Source organism: Bauldia sp. (genome assembly GCA_037200845.1).
Taxonomy (GTDB): Bacteria; Pseudomonadota; Alphaproteobacteria; order Rhizobiales; family Kaistiaceae; genus DASZQY01.
Genome location: JBBCGQ010000001.1, coordinates 1,865,907 through 1,892,386, shown reverse-complemented (window position 1 = coordinate 1,892,386; position 26,480 = coordinate 1,865,907). Strand labels below are relative to the sequence as shown.

The 26,480-nt window shown below is 67.6% G+C and carries 22 protein-coding genes, 1 tRNA gene and 6 pseudogenes; 12 read left to right on the top strand and 17 right to left on the bottom strand.

All coding sequences use genetic code 11. From position 1 onward, the window contains the following. Positions 1–91: 91 nt before the first annotated feature. Positions 92–880, bottom strand: a complete 789-nt coding sequence (gene mazG, locus WDM94_09140) for a nucleoside triphosphate pyrophosphohydrolase (protein MEJ0012772.1) — start codon at positions 878–880, stop codon at positions 92–94. Positions 881–1,118: 238 nt separating this feature from the next. On the opposite strand from mazG, the gene WDM94_09135 reads away from it, so the two are divergent. Then, positions 1,119–2,726: a diguanylate cyclase gene (locus WDM94_09135; protein ID MEJ0012771.1), complete on the top strand. Its 1,608-nt coding sequence runs from the start codon at positions 1,119–1,121 to the stop codon at positions 2,724–2,726. Here the strand turns inward: WDM94_09135 and WDM94_09130 are convergent. The 8 genes from WDM94_09130 to WDM94_09095 form a co-directional block, all read right to left on the bottom strand. Further along, positions 2,723–3,529, bottom strand: coding sequence for an MBL fold metallo-hydrolase (locus WDM94_09130; GenBank protein ID MEJ0012770.1), 807 nt, complete (start codon positions 3,527–3,529; stop codon positions 2,723–2,725). The two genes, WDM94_09135 and WDM94_09130, sit on opposite strands and share 4 nt — an antisense overlap. Beyond that, positions 3,526–4,305, bottom strand: a complete 780-nt coding sequence (locus WDM94_09125; GenBank protein ID MEJ0012769.1) for a TatD family hydrolase — start codon at positions 4,303–4,305, stop codon at positions 3,526–3,528. Before WDM94_09125 ends, WDM94_09130 begins: the two co-directional genes overlap by 4 nt. 4 nt (positions 4,306–4,309) lie before the next feature. After that, entirely contained in the window at positions 4,310–5,863 is a 1,554-nt protein-coding gene (gene metG, locus WDM94_09120) for a methionine--tRNA ligase (protein MEJ0012768.1), read from the bottom strand. A gap of 78 nt (positions 5,864–5,941) precedes the next feature. Continuing rightward, entirely contained in the window at positions 5,942–7,027 is a 1,086-nt protein-coding gene (locus WDM94_09115) for a DNA polymerase III subunit delta' (GenBank protein MEJ0012767.1), read from the bottom strand. Then, positions 7,027–7,665: a dTMP kinase gene (gene tmk, locus WDM94_09110; GenBank protein ID MEJ0012766.1), complete on the bottom strand. Its 639-nt coding sequence runs from the start codon at positions 7,663–7,665 to the stop codon at positions 7,027–7,029. Before tmk ends, WDM94_09115 begins: the two co-directional genes overlap by 1 nt. A gap of 312 nt (positions 7,666–7,977) precedes the next feature. Continuing rightward, positions 7,978–9,126 carry a D-alanyl-D-alanine carboxypeptidase family protein gene (locus tag WDM94_09105; GenBank protein ID MEJ0012765.1) on the bottom strand — a complete coding sequence of 383 codons (1,149 nt, stop codon included), beginning with the start codon at positions 9,124–9,126 and terminating at the stop codon, positions 7,978–7,980. A gap of 10 nt (positions 9,127–9,136) precedes the next feature. Next, positions 9,137–10,426, bottom strand: coding sequence for a TMEM175 family protein (locus WDM94_09100; GenBank protein MEJ0012764.1), 1,290 nt, complete (start codon positions 10,424–10,426; stop codon positions 9,137–9,139). Positions 10,427–10,477: 51 nt separating this feature from the next. Beyond that, positions 10,478–10,612 carry a hypothetical protein gene (locus tag WDM94_09095; GenBank protein MEJ0012763.1) on the bottom strand — a complete coding sequence of 45 codons (135 nt, stop codon included), beginning with the start codon at positions 10,610–10,612 and terminating at the stop codon, positions 10,478–10,480. Positions 10,613–10,764: 152 nt separating this feature from the next. Here WDM94_09095 and WDM94_09090 point away from each other — a divergent pair, with 152 nt between their 5' ends. Continuing rightward, positions 10,765–10,932, top strand: coding sequence for a hypothetical protein (locus tag WDM94_09090; GenBank protein ID MEJ0012762.1), 168 nt, complete (start codon positions 10,765–10,767; stop codon positions 10,930–10,932). A gap of 138 nt (positions 10,933–11,070) precedes the next feature. Here WDM94_09090 and WDM94_09085 read toward each other — a convergent pair. Then, a pseudogene (locus WDM94_09085) lies at positions 11,071–11,641 on the bottom strand (septal ring lytic transglycosylase RlpA family protein). A 283-nt stretch (positions 11,642–11,924) separates the two neighbouring features. Between WDM94_09085 and WDM94_09080 the strand changes: the two are divergent. Both WDM94_09080 and WDM94_09075 read left to right on the top strand, forming a co-directional pair. Further along, positions 11,925–12,014, top strand: a tRNA-Ser gene (locus WDM94_09080). Positions 12,015–12,062: 48 nt separating this feature from the next. After that, positions 12,063–12,650, top strand: coding sequence for a FecR domain-containing protein (locus WDM94_09075; GenBank protein ID MEJ0012761.1), 588 nt, complete (start codon positions 12,063–12,065; stop codon positions 12,648–12,650). A gap of 7 nt (positions 12,651–12,657) precedes the next feature. On the opposite strand, the gene WDM94_09070 is transcribed toward WDM94_09075, so the two are convergent. The 4 genes and pseudogenes from WDM94_09070 to WDM94_09055 form a co-directional block, all read right to left on the bottom strand. Further along, a complete protein-coding gene (locus tag WDM94_09070; protein MEJ0012760.1) occupies positions 12,658–13,194 on the bottom strand; it encodes a UdgX family uracil-DNA binding protein in 537 nt (178 codons plus the stop codon). A 79-nt stretch (positions 13,195–13,273) separates the two neighbouring features. Continuing rightward, positions 13,274–14,258: pseudogene (locus tag WDM94_09065) on the bottom strand (SDR family oxidoreductase). A gap of 48 nt (positions 14,259–14,306) precedes the next feature. Beyond that, a pseudogene (locus WDM94_09060) lies at positions 14,307–14,860 on the bottom strand (sigma-70 family RNA polymerase sigma factor). 7 nt (positions 14,861–14,867) lie between these two features. Further along, complete coding sequence (locus WDM94_09055; GenBank protein MEJ0012759.1) at positions 14,868–15,083, bottom strand: NepR family anti-sigma factor; 216 nt, start codon at positions 15,081–15,083, stop codon at positions 14,868–14,870. A 151-nt stretch (positions 15,084–15,234) separates the two neighbouring features. On the opposite strand from WDM94_09055, the pseudogene WDM94_09050 reads away from it, so the two are divergent. The 3 genes and pseudogenes from WDM94_09050 to WDM94_09040 all read left to right on the top strand — a co-directional run bounded on the left by WDM94_09050 (position 15,235) and on the right by WDM94_09040 (position 18,219). Next, positions 15,235–16,028: pseudogene (locus WDM94_09050) on the top strand (response regulator). A gap of 192 nt (positions 16,029–16,220) precedes the next feature. Next, positions 16,221–16,688 (top strand): annotated as a pseudogene (locus tag WDM94_09045) (PAS domain-containing protein). 154 nt (positions 16,689–16,842) lie between these two features. Further along, positions 16,843–18,219, top strand: a complete 1,377-nt coding sequence (locus tag WDM94_09040; GenBank protein MEJ0012758.1) for an HWE histidine kinase domain-containing protein — start codon at positions 16,843–16,845, stop codon at positions 18,217–18,219. Here WDM94_09040 and WDM94_09035 read toward each other — a convergent pair. After that, positions 18,119–18,787 carry a low affinity iron permease family protein gene (locus WDM94_09035; protein MEJ0012757.1) on the bottom strand — a complete coding sequence of 223 codons (669 nt, stop codon included), beginning with the start codon at positions 18,785–18,787 and terminating at the stop codon, positions 18,119–18,121. The two genes, WDM94_09040 and WDM94_09035, sit on opposite strands and share 101 nt — an antisense overlap. Positions 18,788–18,959: 172 nt before the next feature. Between WDM94_09035 and WDM94_09030 the strand changes: the two are divergent. Continuing rightward, positions 18,960–19,122: pseudogene (locus WDM94_09030) on the top strand (DUF3309 family protein). A 304-nt stretch (positions 19,123–19,426) separates the two neighbouring features. Here WDM94_09030 and WDM94_09025 read toward each other — a convergent pair. Then, a complete protein-coding gene (locus WDM94_09025) occupies positions 19,427–20,326 on the bottom strand; it encodes a hypothetical protein (GenBank protein MEJ0012756.1) in 900 nt (299 codons plus the stop codon). Between the two features lie 235 nt (positions 20,327–20,561). Here WDM94_09025 and WDM94_09020 point away from each other — a divergent pair, with 235 nt between their 5' ends. From WDM94_09020 to WDM94_09005, 4 genes are all read left to right on the top strand, one after another. Continuing rightward, on the top strand, positions 20,562–21,956 hold the full coding sequence (locus tag WDM94_09020) for an aminopeptidase P family N-terminal domain-containing protein (GenBank protein ID MEJ0012755.1): 1,395 nt from the start codon (positions 20,562–20,564) through the stop codon (positions 21,954–21,956). Between the two features lie 243 nt (positions 21,957–22,199). Continuing rightward, the gene (locus WDM94_09015) at positions 22,200–23,303 is read left to right on the top strand and encodes a substrate-binding domain-containing protein (protein ID MEJ0012754.1); all 1,104 of its coding nucleotides are present in this window, start codon (positions 22,200–22,202) and stop codon (positions 23,301–23,303) included. A gap of 100 nt (positions 23,304–23,403) precedes the next feature. Next, entirely contained in the window at positions 23,404–24,180 is a 777-nt protein-coding gene (locus WDM94_09010; protein MEJ0012753.1) for an ATP-binding cassette domain-containing protein, read from the top strand. 14 nt (positions 24,181–24,194) lie between these two features. Beyond that, positions 24,195–25,469, top strand: coding sequence for a sugar ABC transporter permease (locus WDM94_09005; GenBank protein MEJ0012752.1), 1,275 nt, complete (start codon positions 24,195–24,197; stop codon positions 25,467–25,469). Positions 25,470–25,578: 109 nt separating this feature from the next. Here the strand turns inward: WDM94_09005 and WDM94_09000 are convergent, their stop codons facing one another. Continuing rightward, positions 25,579–26,466, bottom strand: coding sequence for an SMP-30/gluconolactonase/LRE family protein (locus WDM94_09000; protein ID MEJ0012751.1), 888 nt, complete (start codon positions 26,464–26,466; stop codon positions 25,579–25,581). Positions 26,467–26,480: the final 14 nt, after the last annotated feature.

Below are 26,480 nucleotides of genomic sequence, written 5' to 3'. Positions count from 1 at the left end.
GCCGAAGGCGGTTTGGGGAGGGGTGTGCATCAGCATGCGCAGAGACCCTCGCCCGTTAACCCCGGTTACCAGCCGCGGGCGTTAATCCGGGTTACCGCGCCTTCGCGGCCTGCCAAAGCCGTTCCATCTCGTCGAGGCTCGCGTCCTTCGGCGTGCGGCCCTCGGCGGCCAGTCCGTCCTCGATCGCCGCGAACCGCCGCACGAATTTCGCGTTGGTACCGGCGAGCGCCTGGTCGGCGTCGACGTTGAGATGGCGCGCGAGGTTGGCGGCTGCGAAGAGAAGGTCGCCGACCTCGTCATGGAGCCGCTCCGGCGAGGCTTCATCGATCTCGGCTTCGATCTCGTCGATCTCCTCGCGCAGCTTTGCCAGCACCGCCTTCGGGTCGTCCCAGTCGAAGCCCACCGTGGAGGCTTTCTGCTGCAGCTTCACGGCGCGCATCAATGCCGGGATCGCGACCGGCACGGCGTCGAGCAGACGTTTGTGCGCGATGCCGCGCTCGCGCTTCTCCTCGGCCTTGATCTTCTCCCACTGGCCCTTGGCGGCGCCGGCGGCGCGTGCGTCGGCGTCGCCGAAGACGTGCGGGTGGCGGCGGATCAGCTTGGTCGTGATCGCCTTGACGACGTCGGGGAAGGCGAAGGCGCCGATCTCCTCGGCGAGCTGGGCGTGGTAGACGACCTGCAGCAGCAGATCGCCGAGCTCGTCGCGGAGATCGCGCATGTCGCTCCGCGCGATCGCGTCGGCGACCTCGTAGGCTTCCTCGACGGTGTACGGCGCGATCGTCTGGAACGTCTGCTCGATGTCCCACGGGCAACCGGTTTCTCTGTCGCGGAGGCGCGCCATGATCTCGATCAGGCGCGCGATGTCGCGCGATGGGGTCATGTGTCGAATCTCTCTGCTGGCATTCGGCGGCGACTTTATCAGTCCGGTCGGACCACGGGGGAGCGCCGGACTCCCGGCATTCTGCCGCTAACCCAAGTCGCATAAGATAGATTATGGAACTTGCTCATCGGCTTCAAAGCGGCGCAATCGATCCAATTTGAATGAACCTCTAAGGCCGGCTCAAACGACTCGTCCGGTATGTGTAGCGGCTCGATCGTCTGGAGCCCGCGCCAGTTTCATGTCTGCCGATCCTATCCGCCGCTATGGTCTTGGTACGCGTCTCGCGCTGGTCGTCGCGTGCGCGACGCTGCCGGCGCTCGTCTTCCTCGGCGTGTGGGTCGAGAGCCAGCGGCGCGTCGCGCTCGACGAGGCGCGCGCCTGGACGCAGCGCATGGCCGACGTCACGGCCGAACGCCACGCCGATTTTTTCCAGACGGTGCGCTCCACCCTCGAGATGCTGTCGATCAGCCCGGCGGTGCGGCTCGGCGACATGACGCGCTGCGTCGACCTGCTGCAGGAAACGCAGCGGCGGCGGCCGTGGATGGCGAACGCCTGGGTGGTCGACGAGACCGGCCGCGTGGTCTGCTCGACCGACGGTTCGCTGACCGCGCCGGCACTCGATGCCGAGACGCGGACGCGCATGGCGCAGAGCGAATTCGGCATGAGCGACATCCAGAACGGCGAAGTCGCCCCGACGCTGCTCGCGGCGATGCAGGTCAGGACGCCGCTCGGCGTGCGCAGCATGATCGTCGAAAGCCGGCTGCACCTCGCGCATCTCGAGGCGTACGCGGCGCTGCCGGAGTCGCGCGACGACGATCTGGTGATTGCGGTCGATCGCAAGGGCCGCGCGCTCAGCTACTCCGACGATCACCGCGAGCAGGTCGGCAAGCAGGTCGGCGCGCATCCCGTGCTCCAGGCGGTCCTCGCCGGCGGCGAAGCGACCGTCGGCGCCGTGCACGACGGCATCGACCGGATATTCAGCGTGGCGACCGTGCCCGGCTGGGGCGCGCGCGTCATCGTCGGCATCGGGCAGGATACGGTTCTGGCGACCAGCCAGCGCAGCCTCGCGCTCGGCATCGGCTGGGCGCTGCTCATCCTGCTCACGACCAGCGGACTCGGCTGGCTGTCGGCCGACCGGCTGATCATGCGCTCGGTGCGCGTCGTGCGCGACGCTGCGGTCGAGATGGCCGACGGCGCCATCGGCCGCCGCGCCGACGTCGGCGGCGCGCCGCGCGAGATCCGCGAGCTCGCCACCGCCTTCAACCGCATGACCGACCGGCTGGAGGAGCTGGCGCTGCACGATCAGCTTACCGGCCTGCCCAACCGGCGCTATCTCGGCGCGCGGCTGATGGACATGGAGGCGGCCGGCGCGCCGATCGCGGTGATGGTGCTCGACGCCGACAACTTCAAGCAGATCAACGACTGGCACGGCCACGCCGTCGGCGACGCAGTGCTGAAGACGCTGGCCGAGCGGCTGGTGGTGGCGATCGGCGAGGATGGCTTCTGCGCCCGCGTCGGCGGCGACGAATTTGTGATCGTGGTGACGGGCGCGGATGCAAATGCCCTGCCCCTCCGCCTCATCGCGATCGCCGAGCGTGTGCGCGCCGCGCTCGGCGCGCCGATCGACCACGACGGCCACGCCCTGTCGATCACGGGCAGCATTGGCGGCGCGCTGCGCGATGCCGGCGTGTCGGATCTGATCGAGCTGTTCCACAACGCCGACCGCGCGCTCTACGCCGCGAAGGCGGCCGGGCGCAACTGCTTCGTCGTCTTCGACGGGAGCCAGCCCGACACCGTGCCGGCCGATCGCGGCGGCATGCGCACGACGCGCACGGCCGCGGCCTAGAGCGGCACCTCCAGGATCAAGCCGTCGTACGCCGGCTCGACCGGCTTCGGCAGCGTGCGCTTCAGCGTCTGGTAGTCGAGGTCGATGTGCATGTGCGTCAGCACGGCGCGCTTCGGCTTGACGCGGTCGATCCACTGCAGCGTCTCGTTGACGCTGAAGTGACTCGGGTGCGGCTGGTAACGCAGCGCATCGACGACCCAGAGATCGAGATCGGCAAGCGCCGGCCGCGCCGCGTCGGGCAATGCGCTGACGTCGCAGGAATAGGCGAACGGGCCGATGCGCAGGCCGAGCGTTTCGATGTCGCCGTGCTGCTGCGGGAACGTCGAGACGGTGAGCGGGCCACCGGCGCCGGCAATGGTGAACGGCACCGCCATCTCGATCGGGTGATGCCTCAGGATCGGCGGGTAGGACGAGCCCGGCTCGGTGGCGAAGCAGTAGCCGAAGCTCCGGTCAAGATGCCGGAAGGTCGTCGCGTCGGCGTAGATGTCGACCAGCCGGTGCGTGTTGTGCCAGAAGGCGCGGAGGTCATCGATGCCGTGCGTGTGGTCGGCGTGGCTGTGCGTGTAGACGACGGCGTCGATGGCGCGCACGTCGGCGGCGAGCAGTTGCTCGCGCACGTCCGGGCCGGTATCGACCAACACGCGCGTCGTGCCGCCGGTGTCGATCCGCTCGACCAGAATCGAGCAGCGCGTGCGGCGGTTTTTCGGCTCGTTCGGATCGCACTGGCCCCAGTCGTTACCGATGCGCGGCACGCCGGGCGACGAGCCGCAGCCGAGGATGGTGACTTTCAGTTTCGCGCTCACGGCCGCGGCACCTTCGAGAACAGGCGGAAGAAATTTGCCGTCGTAGCAGCCGCAATCTCGGCTGGGCTCACGCCTTTAACGGTCGCCAATACCGCTGCGGTATCGGCTACATAGGCAGGCTCGTTGCGCCCGCCGCGATGCGGCACCGGCGCTAGGTACGGCGCGTCGGTCTCAACCAGCAGGCGGTCCATCGGCACGTCGCCGGCGATGGCGCGGAGGGCGTCGGAATTCTTGAAGGTGAGGATGCCGGAGAAGGAGACGTAGCCGCCGAGCGCCAGACCGCGGCGCGCCAGCGCGGCGCCCGACGAAAAGCAGTGGAGCACGAATGGGAAGGCCCCCTTCCCTGTTTCGTCCTCGAGGATCGCCGCGACGTCGTCGTCGGCCTCGCGCGCGTGGATGACCAGCGGCAGCTTGGTGCGGCGCGCCGCTTCGATGTGGCGGAGGAAGCCGGTGCGCTGCGCTTCGACCTGACTGTTGTCGTAGTGGTAGTCGAGCCCGGCCTCGCCGATCGCCACGACCATCGGGTCGGCAGCAATCGAGACGAGATCGTCGGCGGTGACGTCCGGTTCCTCCGCCGCGTTGTGCGGATGCGTGCCGATCGAGACGGCGACGTTGGCGTAGCGCGACGCGATCGCCTTCAGGTGCTCGAACTTCTTCACGCGCGTCGAGATCGACACCATGCGGCCAACGCCGGCGGCTTCGGCGCGCGCGACCAGCGCGTCGCGGTCGGCGTCGAAGTCGGCGAAATCGAGGTGGCAGTGGCTGTCGACCAGCACGGGATCAGGCACCTTCCTTCGTCTCCGGCGCGACGTAGCGCGGGAAGACCGGTTCGGGCGCCGGCAGCCTGGTGCCCGCGGCCGGCACGTGCGCGGCAAGCGCCGCGAAGTCGCGCTCGTCCTTGGGCACGGCGAGCAGGTCGAGCAGCTTGCCGGCGGACTCCGGCATCACCGGCTGGGCCAGGATCGCGACCTGACGGATGACCTCGGCGGTCACGGCGAGCACCGTGCCCATGCGCGCCGGGTCGGTTTTCTTCAGGGCCCACGGCGCAGCGGCGGCGAAGTAGCGGTTGGCGTCGGCGACGACGGCCCAGATCGCATTCAGCACCTGGTGGATCTGCTGCGTGCGCATCGCGGTGCGGGCGGCCGGCAGCAGCGCCTCGGTGGCGTCGAGCAGCGCCTTGTCCTCCGCGGTCAGCGTCTGCATCTCGGGCAGCACGCCGTCGCAGTTGCGTGCGATCATCGACAGCGAGCGCTGCGCGAGGTTGCCGAGGTCGTTTGCGAGGTCGGCGTTGATGCGCTGCTGGATCGCCTCGTGGCTGTACGATCCGTCCTGCCCGAACGGCACCTCGCGCAGGAAGAAGTAGCGCACCGGATCGCGGCCGTACGTCTCGATCAGCGCGAACGGGTCGACGACGTTGCCGACCGACTTCGACATCTTCTCCCCGCGGTTGAACAGGAAGCCGTGCGCGTAGACGCGCTTCGGCGGCTCGATCTTCGCCGACCACAGGAACGCCGGCCAGTAGACGGCGTGGAAGCGGACGATGTCCTTGCCGATGATGTGGACGTCGGCCGGCCAGTAGTGCCAGCGCGGCGCCTCGGCGTTGGGGAAGCCCGCGGCGGTGATGTAGTTGGTCAGCGCATCGACCCAGACGTACATGACGTGCTTGGGCGCGCCCGGAACCTTGATGCCCCAATTGAAGGTGGTGCGCGAGATCGACAGGTCCTTGAGGCCGCCCTTGACGAAGCTCATGACTTCGTTGCGGCGCTCGTCGGGGCCGATGAAATCGGGGTTGGCCTCGTAGTGCGCCAGCAGCCGGTCCTGGAAGGCGGAGAGGCGGAAGAAATAACTCTCCTCCTCGACCCACTCGACCGGGGAGCCCAGGGGCTCGCGGCGCACGCCGTCGTCACCGACCGTGGTTTCCTTCTCGTCGAAGAAGGCCTCCTGGCGGACCGAGTACCAGCCGGCGTACTTGTCGAGATAGATGTCGCCGGCGGCTTCCATGCGGCGCCAGATTTCCTCCGAGGCGCGGTGATGGCGCTCCTCGGTGGTGCGGATGAAATCATCGGGCGCGGCGCCGAGCGCCACCATCAGTTGCCGGAAGACCGCGGAGTTCTTGTCGGCGAGTGCCTGCGGCGTCAGCCCCTCGCGCTCGGCCGTCTGCTGCATCTTGAGGCCGTGCTCGTCGGTGCCGGTGAGGAAGAAGACGTCCTTGCCGTCGAGGCGCTCGAAGCGCGTGATCGCATCGGAGGCGAGCGCGGTGTACGCGTGGCCGATGTGCGGCGCCCCGTTCGGATAGAAGATCGGCGTGGTCAGATAGAAGGTCGGCGCTGGCATCGTTCTCTCGCCTCTCGCAGAAGATCAGATTTTACGCATGGCCCGTGACTTCGCGCCGGCTCGTAACCGGCGGCAGCGTCACATTCGGGTCGCGCGGGCGAGTGCCATGAGGATCGAGAGTACGCTTCGTTTGCGGTCGAGGTTCAACTCGTCGGTGTCTTCCACCGAGCGGCGCAAGGTTTCCCATACCTCGGCCCACCTTTCAAGCGGAACGGCGGCGGTTGCGGCACCTGGCGGCGTGCCCGACGGCGGCTCCGGCAGGCCGCGGACGCGGCGGTTCAGCCACGCCGCGAGCAGATCGCCGAAGCCCACCCAGGCGTCGTCGTCTCCCCTCCCCGACACCTTGTCGGCGAAGGTGTGCGCCGCCTCGACGTCGAGGTCGGGCAAGCGCGACAACAGCTTCGACAGCGCGCGGTACGTCTCGATGCCGCCGCCGTCCATCAGCAGGATGGCGCGGCGGAGACTTCCCTCGGCGAGCTCGGCGGCGAGCGGCAAGTCCTCATCCACCTCGCCATGGTTGCGGATGGCCTCGACGATTGCGTCGTCGGTGAGCGGCGCGACCTCGAGGCGGCGGGCGCGCGAGCGGATGGTGGGCAGCGAGCGGCCGGGCGCGTGGCTGACCAGCAGGAAGAGCGAACGCGTCGGCGGCTCCTCCAGAATCTTCAGCAGCGCGTTGGCGGAGGAATCGTTCATGTCGTCGGCGGGGTCGACGATGGCGATGCGCCAGTTGTTCTCGCCGCCAGTCGAGCCGAAGAACGACACGGTCTTGCGGATTTCATCGACCGCGACGACGGTCTTGAACCGCTTGTTCTGCTCGTCGTAAGGGCGTTCCAGCACCAGCAGATTGGGATGCGCGCGGCTGGCGACCTTGCGGAACGCCGGATGATTTTGCGGCACGCTGAGGTCGATGGCCGCCGCAACTTCCGTCGATTTTGGATCGGGATGGGCCAGCACAAAGCGGGCGAAGCGATACGCCAGCGTCGCCTTGCCGATGCCCTTCGGGCCGCCGAGCAGCCAGGCGTGGTGCATCCGGCCGGAGCGGTACGCGTCGAGCAGCGCCGCCTCGGCGGTGGGCGAACCAAACCACGCCGGCTGCTCTTCCGGCGCGGGCCAGTCTTCGACCCGGTCGAAGCGGATCAGGTCCTCAGCCTCGGCCGCCGCCATCAGGCGGCCTTGTCGATGAGGCGCGCGGCGACCGCCTGCCACACGTCGTGCGCGGTTGCCTCTTCCGACTGCGACGCGTCGATGACGGCGCAGCGCTCGGGCTCGGCTTTGGCGATCTCCAGGAATGCCTGCCGGCGCACCTCGTGCAGCGCGATGTCGTCGCGCTCGAAGCGGTCGGGTTTCTTGCCGGCGGCGTCCATGCGGCGCGCGGCGCGGGCGAGGCCGGTCTCGACCGGCAGGTCGAGGATGATGGTGAGGTCGGGCTGGGTGCGCCCGACGGCGACGCGGTCGAGCGAGGCGAGCACGCCCGGCTCGGCTTTCGCCTGATAGACGCGGCTGGAATCGGAGAAGCGGTCGGAGAGCACCCACTTGCCGGCGCGCAATGCCGGGCGGATCACCTTCTCGACATGATCGGCGCGGGCGGCGGCGAAAAGCACCGCCTCGCCGTCGGGCCCGAGCTCCTCGGCCAGGCCCGCAAGCAGCATCTTGCGGATCTCCTCGGCCGTCGGCGTGCCGCCGGGCTCGCGCGTCACCACCACGGCGCGCCCGCCGGCCTCGAGGCGCTCGGCGAGGCGCTTGATCTGGGTGGATTTCCCCGCCCCCTCCCCGCCTTCGAAGGTGATGAATTTTCCGGCCATGGCGGCATGGTCACGATGGGCGCGGCGGGGTCAAGTGGCGTCCCACTCCCTCTCCCGCTCTTCCCCGGCGAAAGCGGGGATCGAGTATCGAGCGCTCGCGATCCGTCGAGATACGCACCGTCACGGCGCGTTCGTGGAGAGACACCCCTCCCCAAACCGCCTACGGCGGTTTGACCCTCCCACAAGGGGAGGGTTCATCCTTGTTGCGACACCACACTTCAACAAACTCCGCTTGAGCCCTCCCCTTGTGGGAGGGCCAAAACCGCATCGCGGTTTTGGGGAGGGGTGTGTCTCAGCAAACTCCGTGCGGACTTACCACCACCCCAGCAGCAACTCGCGCAGACTCGACAACGCCCGCTGGCGCACGCTGCCGACCGGCACGTCGGCGGAGGCATAGACCTTGGCTTCGCGGAGCGGCTGGTCGTCGGCGGTCGTGAGTTGCAGCGTGCCGATTTCCTGTCCGGCGGTGACCGGCGCGGTCACCGGCCCGCGGTAGACGATGCGGCCCTTGACCGCGGTCGTGGTGCCGCGCGGCAGCAGCACATCGACCGGCACCTTGCTCACCAGATCGACGCTGCCGGCGTCGCCGCCGAAGACGCGGGCGTCGCCGATCGGCTCGCCGGCGGCGAAGTAGCTGACCCGCTCGAAGGCGCGGAAGCCCCAGTCCATCAGCTTGCGGGCCTCCTCGGCGCGCTCCTTTTCCGACTTGGTGCCGTTGACGACGAGGATCAGGCGCTGACCGTCGCGCAGCGCCGAGCCGACGAGGCCGTAGCCGGATTCCTCGGTGTAGCCGGTCTTCAGGCCATCGGCGCCGATCCCCATGTCGAGCAGCGGGTTGCGGTTCTGCTGGCGGATCTTGTTCCAGGTAAATTCGGTCTGGCTGTAGATCGGGTAGTAGGCGGCGTAGTCGACGATGATGTGCTTGGCGAGCCGCGCAAGATCGTGCGCGGTGACGTACTGGTTGGGGTCCGGCAGGCCGGTGGCGTTGGTGAAGTGCGAGCCGGTGAGGCCTATCTTCGCCGCCTCGGCGTTCATCATGTCGGCGAAGGCGGCCTCGCTGCCGGCCATGCCTTCGGCGACGACGATGCAGCCGTCGTTGGCGGACTGGATGATGATGGCGTGGATCAGGTCGTCGAGCTTGATCGAGGAGCCGAGCTTGGCGAACATCGTCGAGCCGCCCGAGGAGGCGCCGCCGCTCCGCCAGGCATTCTCGCTCACCGGGAATTCGTCGGTGAGCTTGAGCTTGCCGCTCTTCAGCGCGTCGAAGACGACGGCCATGGTCATCAGCTTGGCCATCGAGGCCGGCGGCATGCGGACCTCGGCGTCCTTGCCGAAGAGGACGGTGTCGGTCTCGGCGTCCATCAGGATGGCGTGCGCGGCGCGGCTTTCGAATACCTCGGCGCGCGCCGGCAGTGCGGCGGCAAGAACGAGCGCGGCGAAGACAATCAGGCGGGCGAACATGGGCGCCATCCTACGCCCGTTGTCCCGGCCGCAAAAGCCAGAGGCCGAAGGCGAGCAGGATGATGTCCTGCGCGACGGCGACGGGGATCAGCGGCAATTTGCCGACCTGGAGAAACAGATCCGTCAGCATGTGGGTGACAATCAGTGGCCACAGCGTATTGGTGCGCAGGCGGATCGCGCCATAGCCGAAGCCGAAGCAGGCGGCGCCCAGGGCCTGCGCGGCGATGACCGCCGGGTTGCCGCGGATGAAGACATTGGCGAGGTGGACGAGGCCGAACAGAAGCGCCGCGGTGGTGACTGCCGCGAGCCGCGGCCGGTTGCCTAGCAGGCGGAGGATGATGCCGCGGAACACGGCTTCCTCCGCAAAGCGGTAAGCGCGTAGCCGACGATAAGGAGAGCGATGCTCCCCGTCTCGGGCGCCTTGACGCCAGTGACGAGCGGCAGGAACACGATCAGCGCCGGCACGATCAGCCATTGCGGCTCGCGCCATTCCGAGGGGCGGCGTGAAGCCGACGCTGCGCCACCAGCCGAGCGCCGTCAGCGCAGCGGCAACAACGATCGCGATGATCGCGATGAGCCAGACGCCGCCGGTGATCGGCGTGGTGCCCGGATGGATGGCGTTGAGCACGGCGTAGCCGCCGACGGCGAAGATCGCCCACGCCGCGGCGATGGCGGCCGAAACAGCGACGGCGCGATCCTGCATCACGCGGCGCCCTCGCCCTCCTCGTCGCGGCGGTGGGGTGGCGTAGCGCGCCAGCGATATCGGCACGAGCAGCAGCCAGAAATATTTGGCACCGTCGGCGTTCACGAACGCGAGCGGGATCGAGACGACGAAGACGGCAAACGTGCCAAAGCTCAGCCAGAAGATGCGGTGCTTGCGCCTCTCGTCGACGTCGTGCCGGATGCGGCCGGTCGCCCATGCATAGGCCCAGATCAGCATCAGCGTCACGCCCAGTGCGGTCATGAGGGCGGCGTAGACGGCGGTTGCGGCCTTGCCGCCGTTCTCGGCGAGCACGGCGGTGGAGAACGGCACGAGGCCGACCAGCAGCAGGAAGACGATGTTGAGGCAAGAGATGACGCCGTCGACGCGCGGGATGAGCATGAATTTCTGGTGGTGGCTGGTCCAAAACAGGCTGACCACCGCGAAGCTCAGGAAGTAGGCGTAGATGCGCGGTAGCGTTGCGAGGATTGCCGACCAGAGGTCTGCGTCCGAAAGGCTGGCCGCGTCCTCTACCGGCAGGCGGATGTCGAGAACGAGCAGAGTGACGGCGACCGCGATGACGGCGTCGCTGAAGAAGATCAGCGTTCGTTGTTGGGCTTTGCCGCCACGGTGCCCCCGCCGACCCCGAGCCTAGTGGGCGAAGACAAATGCCCCGGTGAGGCCGGCGGCGTTCGCGGTCGCGATGACGCCCGGCGCGGCGGACGATGCCACCGCAACGCGGACCACGGTCAGCGGCTTGGCGCCGGTCACCTGCGCCGTCGTCACCTTGCCGAAGCGACCGAAGTCGGTGGCAACACGCGCGGCATTGTTTCGGATCGCCGAACGAGCCGAGCTGGACGACGGTGTCGCCCCCTGCCCTTACTTTAGCGGCGGCCTTGGCGAGCGCGGCCTGGAGGCCGGTGGTCTGGAAGCGGCCGTTGACGAGATCGTCGGCGGCGTTCTGCGCCGGCGTCAGCGTCTCGCTATCGGCGTACGAATTGACGAAGCTGGCGCGCATGATCAGCGGCGCCAGCGGATCCTCGTTCGCCGGCATCAGCGCCGGTGCGAGGATGAGCGGATTGGCCTCCGCCGGATGCGGCGGATAGAGCGCGAGGTCAGTGGGGGCGCGGCCGCGGAGTCGGCATCGCGGCGGCGTAGACCACCGGCGGCGTGTCGACGCGCGGTTTCGGCTGCGGCTTGATCCAAGCGAACATCGCGCCGACCGGATTCTGCGACGGCCCTTCATAGGAGGCGAGCAGCATCTTGTCGTCGCGGCCGTCCATGCGCGCCGGACCGACGTAGTCGACCTCGACCTTGGCGGTGCCCTGGTCCTTGACGTCGAGCATGTCGGCGACGCGCGACGACAGGTCGATGATGCGATCCTTGGCGAACGGGCCGCGGTCGTTGACGCGCACGATCATCGAGCGGCCGTTCTGCAGGTTGGTGACGCGGGCGTAGCTCGGCAACGGCAGCGTCGGGTGCGCGGCGGTCAGGCCGTTGACGTCGTAGACCTCGCCGTTGGCGGTGAGGCGGCCGTGGAAGGCTTCGCCGTACCACGAGGCATAGCCGGTCTCGGAATAGCGCGGGTTGGTGGTCGGCACATATGTCTTGCCGGCGACCTTGTAGGTGTCGCTACGACGACGCGCCCGCCGCCCTTGCGGATCGGGCCCGAATAGGCGACGCGCGGACTGCGCGGCCGTACTGGCGCTCGCTGAAGTATTCCTTGGATTTCGGCTTGAAACCGACCGACGGGCCGGAAGAGGAACAGGCCGCGACGGTGACCGCCGCCGCGATCACGAGCAGCGCGCGGCGCATGTTCGCCGCCCTGCCGCCCCGAACCTCACCTCTTGAGAGACACCCGAGGGCATCGTCCGCAAGAGCGGTCGCGTTTCCCGTCGCCCGGAACTATCAATATCGCCCCATCGTCCCGCCGCTGCCCCCAGCCCGTGATTGATCGTCCTTTGACTCTTAATCACGGGTTAAAAGGACTGTGCGAATGGATCAAAATGAAGGCGGACTGACAAGCCGCCGGCTGCTTTCGGCCACAGTTACCCCCTGACTTGCATGGGGAATTTGGCCGGGGCATTGATCTTTCGACGGATGGGTGGCCGAGCGGTTTAAGGCACCGGTCTTGAAAACCGGCGTGGGTGCAAGCTCACCGTGGGTTCGAATCCCACCCCATCCGCCATTCCTGATTCGTTCTATTGTGGTGGTCGTGGGCATATTTCGGGCGGTCATGGCGGGGGCGATTGCGGCGGTGGCGTGGTCGTCGGCCGCAATCGGGGCGGAGGCAATCGGCTCGATCACGCGCGTCGCGGGTGCCGCGGTGGGTGTGGTCGATGGGGCGCGACAGACGCTCGCGGCCGGCAACCCGGTCTATCTCGGCGAGGCGATCGCCACCGGTGCCGACGGACGCCTGGCGGTGACGCTCGCCGACGGCACGGCGCTCACGGTCGGCGAAAACGCCAACCTCACGGTCGATACGTTCGTCTACAACCCCGCCGGCGCGAATTCGCTGCATGCGGCGGTCGCCGGGGCGTTCCGGTTCGTGTTCGGGCACCTCAACGAGGGCGCGGTGCGGACCGCGAGCGTCACGACCCCGGCGGCGACCATCGGCGTGCGCGGCACGGATTTCTGGGGCGGCCCGATCGACGGCGGCAATGGCTTCCTGCTCATCGACGGCGCCATCGACGTGACGGTGAACGGGACGAGCGTCGCCATCGACAATGCCGGGACAGGTGTCACCTTCAGTAGCGGCGCGGCGCAGCCGGGCATGGTGTCGGTGTGGCCGACGAGAAGGTGGCGCGGGCGCGGGCGACGGTGACGTTCCCCTAGACCTGACGCTTTGCATCCTTCAGGTCGCGGACCAGCAGCGCGATGCCCTCGCGGCGATCGTCCTCGCCGCGCATGCGCAGGATGGCGGAGGGATGCGTGGTGATGAAGCCGGCGTGGCCGCCGGCGAAGGTGACCGGCTTGTCGCGCTCGCGGCCGATGGCGACCGCCCTGCCCGCCAGCGACGATGCCGCCGTGGCACCGAGGGCAACGACCAGTTTCGGATTCACGATACGCAGCTCGCCGTCGAGCCACCATCTGCAGCGGCTGATTTCGTAGGCGTTCGGACGCCGATGCAGACGCTTCTTGCCCCGCGGCTCGTTCTTGAAATGCTTCACGGCGTTGGTGACGTAGACCTTCTCGCGGTCGACGCCGGCCTCCGCCAGCGCGCGATCCAGAATCTTCCCGGCCGGCCCTACGAAGGGACGCCGGCGATGTCTTCCTGGTCGCCGGGCTGCTCGCCGACCAGCATCATCGCCGCGTGCTCGGGCCCTTCGCCGAACACCGTCTGTGTCGCGATCTTGTAGAGGGGGCATCGGCGGCAGGTCGCCGCCTCCCTGCGAAGTTCGGCGATGGAGGTCGCGTCCGGCCCTGCCTCCAGATCGCGCAGCGCCATCAGTAGCCGCCGATGATCGGGAGGATCTCGCCGGTGATGTAGCTGGAGCACGACGGCGCGGCGAGGAAGACGTACGCCGGCGCGATCTCCTCCGGCTGCGCCGGCCGCTTCATCGGCACGTCGCCGCCGAATTTTGCGACGTCCGGAGCCGCCCTTGTCGGCCGAATTGAGCGGGGTCCACACCGGGCCGGGCGCCACCGCGTTGACGCGGATGCCGCGCTCCAGAAGCGTCCCGGCGAGCGAGCGGGTGAAGGCGTGGATGCCGCCTTTGGTCATTGAGTAGTCGAGCAACTCCTTGGAGCCCATCAGGCCGGTGACCGAGCCGGTGTTGATGATGGAGCCCTTCTCGCCGATGTGCGGCACCGCGGCCTTGGCCATATGGAAGTAGCCGTAGAGGTTGGTCTTGATGGTGCGGTCGAAGTGCTCCTCGGTGAGGTCCTCGAACTTCTTTACGTGCTCCTGGAAGGCGGCGTTGTTGACCAGGATGTCGAGCTTGCCGAATTCCTTCACGGTCGCCGCGACGGCGTGCTTGCAGAACTCGGCGTCCGTGACGTCGCCCTGGATGAGCAGGCAGCGGCGGCCTTCCTTCCCGACGGCGACCTTCGTCTCCCCGGCGTCCTCACTCTCCTCGAGGTAGACGATGGCGACATCGGCGCCCTCGCGCGCGAAAAGCACGGCGACCGCGCGGCCGATGCCGGAGTTGCCGCCGGTCACGATCGCCGCCATGTCGAGCAGCTTCTCGGAGCCCTTGTAACCGGGCGCCTCGTACATCGGGCGCGGATAGAGATGCGCCTCGAGGCCGGGCTTCTGCTGGTGCTGCTTGGGCAGCGGCGTGACCGGGTAGTCGCGCTGGCCGGTCTGCGGCGGCTTCTTCGCTCCCGGCTTGGCCTTCTTGTCGGCCTTGTCGATGCGCTGCTGGATCTCGCGGTCGCTTTCCGCGGTCTCTTGTGCGTCGCGCGCGAATTCCCGGTCGTCCGTCGCCATGGCTTTGTCCCTCGCTTTCCCGTTGAAGGAGAAACGAGGCGCCGCGGCTTAGGTTCCGGTCTTCGGCTCGGTGAGGATGGCGCGGGTGGCGGCGTCGGGACCGAAGTCGTCGGCGCTGTCGATCTGCATCAGTTCGCCGAGGCGGGTGCGGGCGCGGTTGAGGCGGCTTTTGATCGTGCCGACGGCGCAGCCGCAGATTTCCGCGGCTTCCTCGTACGAGAAGCCGGAAGCGCCGACCAGGACCAGCGCCTCGCGCTGATCGGGCGGCAATTTTGCCAGCGCCTCGCGGAATTCGGCCAGTTCGATGTGGCCCATCTGCTCGGGCTGCGACTTCAGCCGCTCGGTGTAGCGGCCGTCGACGTCCTCAACCTCGCGGCGGCGTTTGCGATACTCGGAACGAAAATGGTCCTGAGAATTGTGAAAAGCCAAGCTGGCAGATTTGTACCGGGGCGAAAGCTGTCGATGCTGTGCAGTGCCTTCACCAACGTCTCCTGCACGAGGTCGTCGGCGCGATCGACGTTTCCCGAAAGGGAAACGGCAAACGCGCGCAGCCGCGGAACGGTTGCAAGCATCGTGTCACGGAGCGCGGGATCGAGAGCCATCGATGACCTACCCGCCCGACTTGTCTTCAGGAGACTTGTCGAGCTTCGACAAAAGTTCGACGAAACGGTCCGGTACGCCCTGCTTGACGATGTCGTCGTGCATGGCGCGAAGCTGGTCGCCGATCTTTTCCTGGATTTCGCGGCCGAGGGAACTCGGCGGCTCGAAGGGCCGCGGTTCGGCCGGCTTGTTGGTTTTCGGCGGCATGTTTGTCCGGCGTTTCATGTTTCTCACCCCCCGAGCCAGTCGCCAGCGAAACCGATTGGCCGGGCTCTTGTAACGTGCGGGACTGTATAATGTTTCAATCTCGCAATTTCGCCTAGGTTGGTGGCCAGTCAACGCGTTGGCTGGCCACGGAAATTCAGGAGGACTGCCGATGCTGACTTCGCAAGCTGTTGCCCACGAATTGCCCCGGCTGCGCCGCTATGCCGTGCGCTGACCGGCAACCAGACTTCCGGCGACGCTTACGTCACGGCGACGCTGGAGGCGCTGGCGGAGGACCCGAGCAGCCTTGCCGGCGACGACGGCGTGCTCACCGCGCTGTTCTCCGCCTTTACCCGGATATGGAACTCGGTCGAGCTCAGTTTGCCGGCCGCCAAAGCCGGGCTGATCGACGAGCACATCGGTGGCATGACCCCCCTACCCCGCCAGGCGTTTCTGCTGGTCGCGCTGGAAGATTTCCCCGAGGGCGCCGCGGCGGCGATCCTCGACGTGCCGGTGATCGAGCTCCGCCGGCTGATCGAGGAGGCCGGGCGGGAACTGGCGCAGGAGATCGCCACCGACGTGCTGATCATCGAGGATGAGCCGCTGATCGCGATGGACCTCGAGACGCTGGTCGAAAGCCTCGGCCATCGTGTCACCGGCATCGGCCGCACGCAGAAGGAGGCGGTGGCACTCGCCAAGGCCGACCCGCCGGGTCTCATCCTCGCCGATATCCGCCTCGCCGACATGAGCTCTGGCGTCGATGCGGTGAACGAGATGCTGCAGACGCTGGAGGTGCCGGTGATCTTCATCACAGCCTACCCCGAGCAGTTGCTGACCGGCGAGCGGCCGGAGCCAGCGTTTCTCATTACCAAGCCCTTCCGCCCGACGACGGTGGCAGCGGTCATCAGCCAGGCCCTGTTCTTCGGCCGCAAGGCCACCACCAAGCGCAAGCCGGTGGAGGCGTAAGGTGCGGCAATCGCGGCGTTAAGGACGCGGGAACCTTATCGGCGCTTCGCCGTTCTTTCCCCGGTCGCTGCGCCATTTATCGCCCCCCAGCCGGAACAGCGACCAGAAGGCCGGGCTAGTCCCGGCCTTCTTGCTGTCCGGTTTGGCGCTCGGTAGGGCACTTCCCCCAGGCATTTCGCCGTTTTCAGAAAAATGCAGGCAGTCCGGAACCTTTTTTCCGGTGCCCGGTTATTTCGGCGGCTCCCGGGTTGTTTCCCCGCCCCCTCAATGACCCTGGAGCGCCCCGCACCGGCCGCTTCGCCCCTCTTTGGAGCGGAGCGGCCTTTCGCGTATCCTGAATTCGAGGACTATCCGCTGGGCCAGATGGATTTCGTTCCGAACGCGTCGGCAATGGACAGTTCGCTGCTCAGGCTGCTGCCGGCGGCGGCGTACATGACCGACGCCGAGGGCCGCATCACCTTCTACAACGACGCGGCGGCCGAGCTGTGGGGCGTGCGGCCGGAGATCGGCACCGCGATGTGGTGCGGCTCGTGGCGCCTCTACAATCTCGACGGCACGGTGCTGCCGCACGACCAATGCCCGATGGCGATTGCGCTGCAAACCGGGGAGCCGGTGCGCGGTGTCGAGGCGATCGCCGAGCGGCCGGACGGCACGCGCGTCCGCTTCCTGCCCTATCCGACGCCCTTCAAGGATGCCGACGGCACGGTGACCGGCGCAATCAACCCCTGCTGGTCGACGTTACGGATCTGCGCCGGGCGAGGAGACCGACTCGCGCCTGCTCGCCAACATCGTCGCCTCCTCGGACGACGCCATCGTGTCGAAGTCGCTCGACGGCATCATCACCTCGTGGAATACAGGCGCCGAGCGCATCTTCGGCTACAGCGCCGCCGACATGATCGGCACCAGCATCCTGCGGATCATCCCGCCGGAGTTGCACCCGGAGGAGCGGCAGGTGCTGGCGCGCCTCAGGCGCGGCGAGCGCATCGACCACTACGAGACGGTGCGGGTTGCCCGCGACGGACGGCGCGTCGACATCTCGCTCACCGTCTCGCCGATCCGCGACGGCTCCGGCACCGTCGTCGGCGCGTCCAAGGTGGCGCGCGACGTCACCGAGCGGAAGCAGTCGGAAAAGGCGCAACTGCTGCTGATGGGCGAGCTCAGCCATCGCGTCAAGAACACGCTGGCGACGGTGCAGGCGATCGCGACGCAGTCGCTGCGCCGGTCGCGCGACCCGGCCGAGTTCGTGCCGGCCTTCACCGGCCGCATCCATGCCCTGGCCCGCGCCCACGATCTTCTCTCCGAGACGCGATGGGAGGGCATCGAGCTGGGCGCGCTGGTGCGCGACCAGGGTGCAGCTCGGCGTGCCCGACCCCCGCATCAGCGTGCGCGGGCCGGGCCTGACGCTCGAGCCGCAGCCGGCGCTGCATCTCGCCATGGTGCTGCACGAGCTCGGCACCAATGCGCGCAAGTACGGTGCGCTCAGCGTGCCGCACGGGCGCCTGACTATCGACTGGCACGTCGCCGGCAGCAGCAAGGGCCACGTGCTGAACTGAATTGGACCGAGGCCGGCGGGCCGCCGGTGGTGGCGCCGGCGCGGCGCGGCTTCGGCACACGGCTGATCGAGGAGTCGCTGCTCGCCCACAACGGCGAAGCCCGCATCACCTACGCCGCCGACGGGCTGACCTGCGACCTGACGCTGCCCGCTGCCCGACCAGCAGGCGCGGCCGGGACTCTTCCCGGCGCCGGCGGTGCCGTTCAGCCCGCAGGACATGGCGGACCGCGTGCGGCTGCACGGCAAGCGCATCATGGTCGTGGAAGAACGAGCCCGCTGATCGCGATGGAGATCGAGGCGACGCTGCGCGACGGCGGCTGCGCCATCATCGGGCCGGTCGGCGACCCTGCCGAGGCGATGAAGCTGCTGGCGGACGGCTGCGACGCGGCACTGCTCGACGCGAACCTCGGCGGCAAGCCGGTCGATGCACTGGCGGCGGCGCTGACACGGGCCGACATCCCGTTCGCTTTCATCACCGGATATGGCGCCGACGGCGTGCCGCAGGCGTTTCGCGAGACGATGATCGTGGCGAAGCCCTTCAGCAAGGATCAGCTTCTCGCCAGCCTCGCCAGGCTGATGCAGCACCGGTCCGATCCCGAGGTCTACCAGCTCGGCAACGCGCTCCGCGCCAAGCTCTAGTCGGCCGGCGCTTCCATCGTCGGCGTGCCGACGTCGAACTCCAGCCCGAGTTCGTGCGCCTTGGCGGCCAGCGCCAGATATTTGTCGTGCAGCCTGGCGATCTCGGTCGCGTCAGTTGCTCGAGGTCGATCAGCGAATTCGATGCGCCCTGCGTGGCGCGGAGCAGTTCGTCGATCTTGACCTGCAGGGCGCGCGTGTCGCGGTTCTGCGAACTCTGGATGATGAACACCATCAGGAAGGTGACGATCGTGGTGCTCGTGTTGATGACGAGCATCCAGTTGTCGGAGTAGCCGGTGATCGGGCCGAACGCCGCCCAGACGACGACCAGGATCAACGCCAGCAGGAAGGCAGTGTGCCCGCCCGCCCAGTTCGAGACGCGGGCGGAAAACGGCGAGAAGTAGCTCTCGAGCAGCGCTGCCCTAAGCAGGCTGGCCGAGGGCTCGGGCAACGGCATCGACGCCGATACGGTGCGCTTCAGCCTGGAGGCTTTCGCGCCGAGGCTCGTCGGGCTCGCGCGTTTCGGGTCGCGCTGACCGGGCATCGTCTTCGAGCTTCCGTTGGCGCTCATCGGGCATCGTGTCCTCCTGTCGGTGTCGCGGAAAAAGAACGCTGCGCGCGGCGCGAAAGTTCCACGCGTGGCGATGGGCGTCATGCCGGGTTGCCGATTTGCGACGCGGGAACCAACGCGCGGCCGACGGCGTTCACTCCGCGTCTTGCGTGCAACGGAGAAAGCGACGCCCATGTCTCTCGGCACCATCCTTCTCATCATCCTGATCATCGTCCTTATCGGCGCCATTCCGTCATGGCCCTATTCGCGCGGGGGCTGGGGTTACCTACCCGTCCGGCGGCGTCGGCCTGGTGGTGGTGATCCTGTTGGTTCTCGTGCTGCTCGGACGCCTCTAGCGCCGCAGTGCATCTCTAGAGGCGCATCACCCTACGAAACCCGCCGGCCTTCCGGCGGGTTTTTCGCGCGTTGGACGCGGTTCACGTGGAGATATCCACAGCAGAAAGCCCGGCATACGAAGTGCCGGGCTTTCCGTTCGTCAGCTGCGTCTACCTGGAACGATGCTGCCAGCCGCGGCGCGCCGCCTCGGCGTGGCCTTCGTGGTCGCCCGACCAGCCGCCGTGATGGCTTTCGCCGCCGCCGCTCCGCGACGAGCCGCCGCGCGAGGACGAGGAGGATGAACGACGGTCGTCGTCATCGCCGTTACGCGAGCTTCCCCCTGCTGCCGCGCCGATCGTCGTCGTAGTCGCCGCGTGACGCGCTGCGATCCTGGCCACGGCCTTCGGCGCCGCGGTACGATCCGGTGCGGTCGTCGTAGCCCCGGTCGTAGTCGCCACGCTGCCCGCCGCGATCCCATTCCTGGCGATCGTCGCTGGCGAAACGGCCATTGTCGTCGCGCTCGCGGCCGTACGAGCTGTTGCCGCCGCGCCGATTGTTGCGGTCGTCGTCGTTGCGCCCGTAGCGCCCGTTGTCATCGTCACTGGCGAAGCGGCCGTTATCGTCGCGGTCGCGACCGTACGAGCCGCTGCCGCCGCGCGGGGAGCCACGGTCGTCATCGCTCATGAACCGGCCTTCGTCGTCACGCTCGCGGCCGGAGCTGCGGCTGCCGCCGCGCGACTGGCGGTTGTCGTCGTCACTGGCGAAGCGGCCGTTGTCGTCCCGGTCGCGATCGCCTGAACGGCTGGAACTCCCGCGCGAATAGCCGCGGTCGTCGTCGCTCATGAAACGACCTTCGTCGTCCCGTTCGCGGCCCGAGCTGCGATTGCCGTTGCCGTTACGCGAATGCCCGTTGTCGTCATCGCTGGCGAAGCGACCGTTATCGTCGCGGTCGCGACTGCCCGAGCGGCCGGAATTGCCGCGCGACGCGGAGCGGCCGTAGTTGCCATTGTCGTCGTCGCTGGTGAAGCGGCCGTTCTCGTCACGGTCGCGGTTCTGGGACTGCCTGTTCATCTCTGGGTACTCCTCTCTCGACTTGGAACCACGCGTCGTCGAGGAACGCGCGGTCGTTGCTTTTCTGGCGGGTTTCTTGGTCTTCGGTTTCGATGGGGACCTGTGCGCCGCGGACGCTTTCGCGGCCGAGCGGCGGCTGGCTGGTTTTTTCATGTGCCATCTTTCGCGTTAGGCGGAGGGAGCGTCGCCCGCTTCCCCCCGCGCAAATTCAGAACGAGGCGCGTGTGGATGTGTTCCCGGCGGCGCGTTCAAATTCTCGCCGGGTGCGCGCTGGCGTACCGAGATAGTTGCCTGGTCCTTTTCAGGCTGGTTGCGCCGGTACGGCCGTGCACTTGCCGCGACCGAGTGCCGACCGCTAGAGCTTGCGTCCACACATCGGGAGGCGGCCGTGGCGCGTGCGGTTCTGGGGGAAGCTCGGTTGCCGGAGTTCGGCGTGCCGAAGGAGCAGCCGGAGGTTCCGGCTGCCGTCTATCGGGCGCGGCTGTCCGGGTTCATCGGCCGGTTCCGCGCCAGCGGGCTCGATGCGGTCGTGGTCTATGCCGACCGCGAGCACGCGGCGAACATCTCGTATCTCACCGGCTTCGATCCGCGCTTCGAGGAGGCGCTGCTGATCGTAACGCCGTCGCGGACGCCGGTGCTGCTCGCCGGGCCGGAGAACCGCGGCTTTGCCGCGACGGCGCGGGTCGATCTCTCGGTCGTGCTCTACCCGCCGTTCGGATTGATGGGGCAGGATCGCAGCAAGACACGGCCCCTCGCCGATCTTCTGCGCGAGGCCGGCATCGCCGCCGGCATGAAGATCGGCATCACGGGCTGGAAATATTACGGCGCGGCGGAAGCCGCCTCGCCCGAGTCATGGTCGGAGGCGCCGTCGTTCATCGTCGACACCGTGCGCACGATCGCCGGCGCGTCGGGGCGCGTCACCAATGCCAACGCGCTGCTGATGCATTCCTCGTCCGGCATGCGCGCGGTCAACGAGATCGAGCAGATCGCGGCGTTCGAGTTCGCCGCGTGCCTGACCTCGGAGTCGGTGAAGCATGTCGTGCGCGGCGTGCGCCCGGGCATGACCGAGTTCGAGGCGGCGAAGCTGCTGGCGCCATCCGGCCTGCCGCTCAACTGCCACACGATGTTGTCGGCGGGGCCACGCGCATCGTTCGGCCTCGGCAGTCCGAGCCATCGCGCGATGGAGCGCGGCGATCCGTTCACCACGGCGTTCGGCATCTGGGGCGCGCTGAACTGTCGCGCCGGCTGGCTGGTGGAGGATGCCGGCGAGTTGCCGCCAGCGATCCGCGACTATGTCTCGAAGCTCGTGGCGCCGTATTTCGCCGCGGTCGCCGACTGGTATGAGACGATCGGGATCGGCGTCACCGGCGGCGCGCTCGACGCGCTGATCAAGCGGCACCTCGGCGATCCGTTCTTCGGGCTGTTCCTGCCGGCCGGCCACCTCATCCATCTCGACGAATGGCTGAATACGCCGATCTACCCGGGCTCGACGGAGCGGCTGCAGTCGGGCCAGGCGATCCAGGTGGACATCATCCCGGCCACGGGCTCCGCCTACTTCACCAGCAACATAGAGGACGGCATCGCGCTGCTCGACGAGGCCGGGCGGGCGGCGTTCGCCGAGCGCTATCCCGACGCGTGGGGGCGGATCGAAGCGCGCCGGGGGTTCATGGCGGACGTCATCGGGATTCACCTCAAGCCCGAGGTTCTACCGCTATGCAATATAGCGGCGGCCTTGCCGCCCTTCATTCTCGCTCCAGATCGCATCATGCAAATGCGGCCTTAGACCGCGGATGAGGGATGGCTGATTGACGTACCTCATGCGCCCGCATACAAGGTCGCGTGGGAAATGGGAGGCCCTCGGCACCCCGAGACCCAAAGAACGCGGAGCGCGCGGGACGAGCCTAAGCTCGGACCGGCATCACGCGCTCCAACAAATAACGCAACGGAAGAGGGAGAGTACATCGTGAAGAAACTTCTCGCTTTGACTGTGGCTGGCGCCCTTATGGCGGCGGCAAGCCCTGCGGCGATGGCTGCGGGTCTCACTGCTGCCGATCTGGCCGCCGGTGGCGGACAGGACGCCATCTTCGCCAAGCTGTCGGCGCTCAAGGACGTCGCCGCGGCTGGCAAGGGCAAGATTGCCGTGCTGCTGCCCGACACCCAGTCGAGCGCCCGTTGGGAAACCAATGACGGCCCCGGCTTCAAGGCTGCCTTCGCCCAGGCTGGTCTGAGCGCCGACGATCTCATCGTCGTCAACGCCCAGGGTTCGGCCCAGACACAGCAGACCCAGGCCGAGCAGGCGATCACCCAGGGTGCCAGCGTTATCCTGCTGGTCAACCTCGACTCCGGTTCGGGCGCCGCCATCCAGGCGAACGCCAAGGCCCAGGGCGTGATCTCGATCGACTACGACCGTCTGACGCTCAACGGCGACGCTGCCTACTACGTGTCGTTCGACAACGTCGGCGTCGGCAAGCTGCAGGGCGACGGCCTCGCGGCCGCGCTCAAGGAATGGAACGTCAAGGAACCGAAGATTTTCGAACTCGGCGGCTCCCCGACGGACAACAACGCCACGCTCTTCGAGCAGGGCTATGAGTCGGTTCTGAACCCGCTCTACGATGCCAAGACGGCGACCAAGGTCGGCAGCGTTCGCGTTGACGGCTGGGACAACCAGAAGGGCGCGACCCTCTTCGAGCAGGCCTACCAGGCCCACCCGGAGATCAACGCCGTTCTCGCCGCTAACGACGGCATGGGCCAGGCTGCCATCTCGATCCTGAAGAACAACAAGATCCCGCCGAAGACCGTGCCGGTCACCGGTCAGGACGCGACCCTTCAGGGCGTGCAGAACATCCTCGCCGGCTACCAGTACATGACGGTCTACAAGCCGATCTACGAAGAAGTCGCCGCCGCGGCGACCCTCGCCCTCTATGCTCGCGCCGGCCAGACCCCGGACAAGAGCCTGCTGAACGGCGAAGTCGATGCAACGAGCCACAAGACTCCGTCGCTCCTGCTGGTTCCGCTGTCGGTGAACGCCTCGAACATTGCTTCGACGGTTATCGCCGACAAGTTCATCGACCCGGCTCAGCTCTGCTCTGGCGACTTCGCCAAGGCGTGCACTGACGCTGGCATCAAGTAAATCGACAGCGTAGTAAATACGTCGCCCGGCTCATCATGAGCCGGGCGATTCTCTTGTTGGGCGCAGGGGCTGTTCGAGGGACATGACGGATTCTTCCCCCTTGTTGGAATTTCGTGACGTCAAGAAACACTTCGCCGCGATCGAGGTGCTGAAGGGCGTCAACATGACCGTCCGCCCCGGAGAGGTCACCGCGCTGGTCGGCGACAACGGCGCCGGCAAGACGACGCTGATCAAGTGCCTCGCCGGCATCTTCCAGCTCGACAGCGGCGAGATCCTCTGGGAAGGCAAGCCCGTCTCGATTCACAACCCGAAGGCGGCAGCGGCGCTCGGCATCGAGTTCGTGTATCAGGATCTGGCGCTCTGCAACAATCTCGACATCGTCCAGAACATGTTTCTCGGCCGCGAGCGCGTGCGCGGCATCTTCCTCGACGAGGAAGCCATGGAGGATGCGGCGCGCGAGACGCTGGCCGGCCTCAACGTCACGACCATCAAGTCCATCCGCCAGCAGGTGTCGAGCCTCTCCGGCGGTCAGCTCCAGTCGGTCGCGGTCGCCAAGGCCGTGATGTGGAACTCCAAGCTTGTCGTGCTCGACGAGCCGACGGCGGCGCTGGGTGTCGCGCAGACCGCGCAGGTGTTGGCGCTGGTGCGCCGCCTCGCCGATCGCGGTCTCGGTGTGATCATCATTTCGCATAACCTGGAAGACGTGCTGAAAGTGGCCGACAGCATCGCGGTGCTGCGCCTCGGCGTGCTGGTCGCGCAGCCCAACAAGAGCGAAGTGACCGGCGCCGAGCTGGTCGAACTGATCACGACCGGCAGGGCGGGTACCCGCTCCTTCGGTGTTCAGGCAGCGGCCGCGGTGGCCGCGCCGTCGACTTAAGCGGCGGGGCTGCAATGGCTGAGACAACTCCCGCGCAACAGGCGAAGGCCTCCGCTTCGCCGGGCATCCCGACTACCGCCGGCCTGTCCGAGACGAGCACCCTTTCCCAGCATTTCTTCAACTGGCTGAGCCGCGTGCGGGCCGGCGATACCGGCGCGTTGCCGGTCGTCGCGGGCATCCTGCTCCTGGCGATCATCTTCCAGACGCTGAACCAGAACTTCCTGACGCCCGGCAACCTGGTGAACCTGATGGTCCAGGGCTCGGTCTACATGCTGTTCGCGCTGGGCATCATTTTCGTCCTGCTGCTCGGCGAAATCGATCTGTCGATCGGCTTCATCGGTGGCGTTGCCGGCGTCGTGACGGCGCTCATGGTGTTCGGCACCAACCCCTACCCGTGGTGGGTCGGCGTGCCGGCCGGGCTGCTGGCCGCCGCTGCGATCGGCCTGTTCAACGGCGTCATCATTACCAGCATCGGCCTGCCGTCGTTCATCGTGACGCTCGCCGGCCTGCTCGCCTGGAACGGCGTCATGCTGCTCATCCTCGGCAACGGCGGCACGGTGCCGATCAACAACGAGGTGGTGAACAACCTCGCCAACGGACTGCTCTCGCCGACGGTGAGCTGGATCGTCGGCGCGGTAATCGTCGTGCTTATCGCCTTCGACATGATCCGCACGGCGCGACGCCGCAAGCACGCGACGCAGCCGACGAGCCTCCTGGCGCTGAAGGTGCTGGGCGTGGTGGTTGCCGGCATCGCGGTGGTGGCGCTCTGCAACGTCAATCGCGGCCGCATCGCACCGATCCAGGGCGTTCCGTGGGTGCTGCTGATCGTCTTCTTCTTCGCCGAACTGTGGACGATCGTTCTCAAGCGCACCCGCCTCGGTACCTACATCTACGCCATCGGCGGCAATGCCGAAGCCGCCCGTCGCGCCGGTATCAGCGTCAACGGCGTGCGCATCGCTTGCTTCACGCTCACTGGCTTCATGGGCGGCGTGGCGGGCCTCGTCTACGCGTCGCGCCTGCGCTCGGTCTCGACCAACCTCGACGGCGGTCAGCTCGCGCTCTACTGCATCGCCGCCGCGGTCATCGGGGGTACGAGCTTGTTCGGCGGTCGCGGCAAGGCGATCAGCGCCCTTCTCGGCGGCCTGATCATCGCGTCTATCGACAACGGCATGGGCCTGCTCGGCATTTCCGCCGCGGCGCGTTACGTGGTCACCGGCGTGGTGCTGGTTGTCGCAGTGACGATCGACGCGCTGGCCAGCCGCGGCCGCGCTTCGTCGGGATTGGGCTAGGCCACCTACTCGCTCGTCACCCGGGCGAAAGCCGGGGTCCAGCGCTGGCGCCAGCACGCGCCGATGCGGTCGCGCTGGATTCCGGCTTTCGCCGAACGACGGAGTTGCGCTACCGATCCCTGAACCGCGACACCGGCGAGCCGGCGACCGGCGCGGTGCCGACCAGCGTGATCCCGGTCAGCGGATACTTCGCGAGCTGCTCCGCCGGGCGCCCGACGCGCAGGCTCGTGACATAGAGGGTGCGCAGATCCTTGCCGCCGAAGCACGGCATCGTCGGGGAGAAGAGCGGAACGGCATGCTTCTCGAGCAGGCGCCCGTCGGGCGCGAATTTGTTGAGGCACTGCGCCGAGATGCCGGCGCTCCAGTAGTTGCCGTCGGCGTCGGTGGCGGCGCCGTCCGGGTTGCCGACGCCCGGCGCGAAGTCGACGATGCGCTTCTGGTTGGCGATCGTGCCCGTCGCCGGGTCGAAGTCCCAGCGGTCGAGCCAGCCGCCGCTGGAATCCGAATGGAACATCGTCCTGCCGTCCGGCGAGAAGGCGAGGCCGTTCGAGACCTGGAGGCCTTCGCGCTTCTTCTCGACCTTGCCGTCGGCGGTGACGCGGTAGAGCGCGGCGACGGGCTGGCGCGGTCGCGTCGGACGGTCGTCCATTGAGCCGACCCAGAAGGCGCCGTCCGGCCCGACCTTGCCGTCGTTGAGGCGCGTGTCGTCGCCCCTCTCGGTCTCGATCTCGGCGATGGCGCGCCAGCTTCCGTCGGCGGGATCGAAGATGCCGACGGTGTGGCGGAGCGCGACGACGAGCTTGCCGCTCTCGGTGAGGCCGAGCGAGCCGACCGGGCCGGCGAAGGTCCACTTGCCCTCGACCGCGCCGGTCGCGGCGAAGCGGTAGATCGTGCGGTTGACGATGTCGGCCTGATAGAGCGTATTGGTCCGCTCGTCCCAGGCCGGTCCCTCGCCGAGGTCGCAACGCACGTCGTTCAGCGGCTTGAAGTCGATCACGTTGTTTTCCTTGA

Coding starts and splice junctions, on each gene's coding strand:
- mazG (MEJ0012772.1), bottom strand. CDS start 880: ATGACCCCATCGCGCGACATCGCGCGCCTGATCGAGATCATGGCGCGC.
- WDM94_09135 (MEJ0012771.1), top strand. CDS start 1,119: ATGTCTGCCGATCCTATCCGCCGCTATGGTCTTGGTACGCGTCTCGCG.
- metG (MEJ0012768.1), bottom strand. CDS start 5,863: ATGCCAGCGCCGACCTTCTATCTGACCACGCCGATCTTCTATCCGAAC.
- WDM94_09115 (MEJ0012767.1), bottom strand. CDS start 7,027: ATGGCGGCGGCCGAGGCTGAGGACCTGATCCGCTTCGACCGGGTCGAA.
- tmk (MEJ0012766.1), bottom strand. CDS start 7,665: ATGGCCGGAAAATTCATCACCTTCGAAGGCGGGGAGGGGGCGGGGAAA.
- WDM94_09105 (MEJ0012765.1), bottom strand. CDS start 9,126: ATGTTCGCCCGCCTGATTGTCTTCGCCGCGCTCGTTCTTGCCGCCGCA.
- WDM94_09075 (MEJ0012761.1), top strand. CDS start 12,063: ATGGCGGGGGCGATTGCGGCGGTGGCGTGGTCGTCGGCCGCAATCGGG.
- WDM94_09070 (MEJ0012760.1), bottom strand. CDS start 13,194: ATGCCCCCTCTACAAGATCGCGACACAGACGGTGTTCGGCGAAGGGCC.
- WDM94_09055 (MEJ0012759.1), bottom strand. CDS start 15,083: ATGAAACGCCGGACAAACATGCCGCCGAAAACCAACAAGCCGGCCGAA.
- WDM94_09035 (MEJ0012757.1), bottom strand. CDS start 18,787: ATGAGCGCCAACGGAAGCTCGAAGACGATGCCCGGTCAGCGCGACCCG.
- WDM94_09025 (MEJ0012756.1), bottom strand. CDS start 20,326: ATGAAAAAACCAGCCAGCCGCCGCTCGGCCGCGAAAGCGTCCGCGGCG.
- WDM94_09015 (MEJ0012754.1), top strand. CDS start 22,200: ATGGCTGCGGGTCTCACTGCTGCCGATCTGGCCGCCGGTGGCGGACAG.
- WDM94_09005 (MEJ0012752.1), top strand. CDS start 24,195: ATGGCTGAGACAACTCCCGCGCAACAGGCGAAGGCCTCCGCTTCGCCG.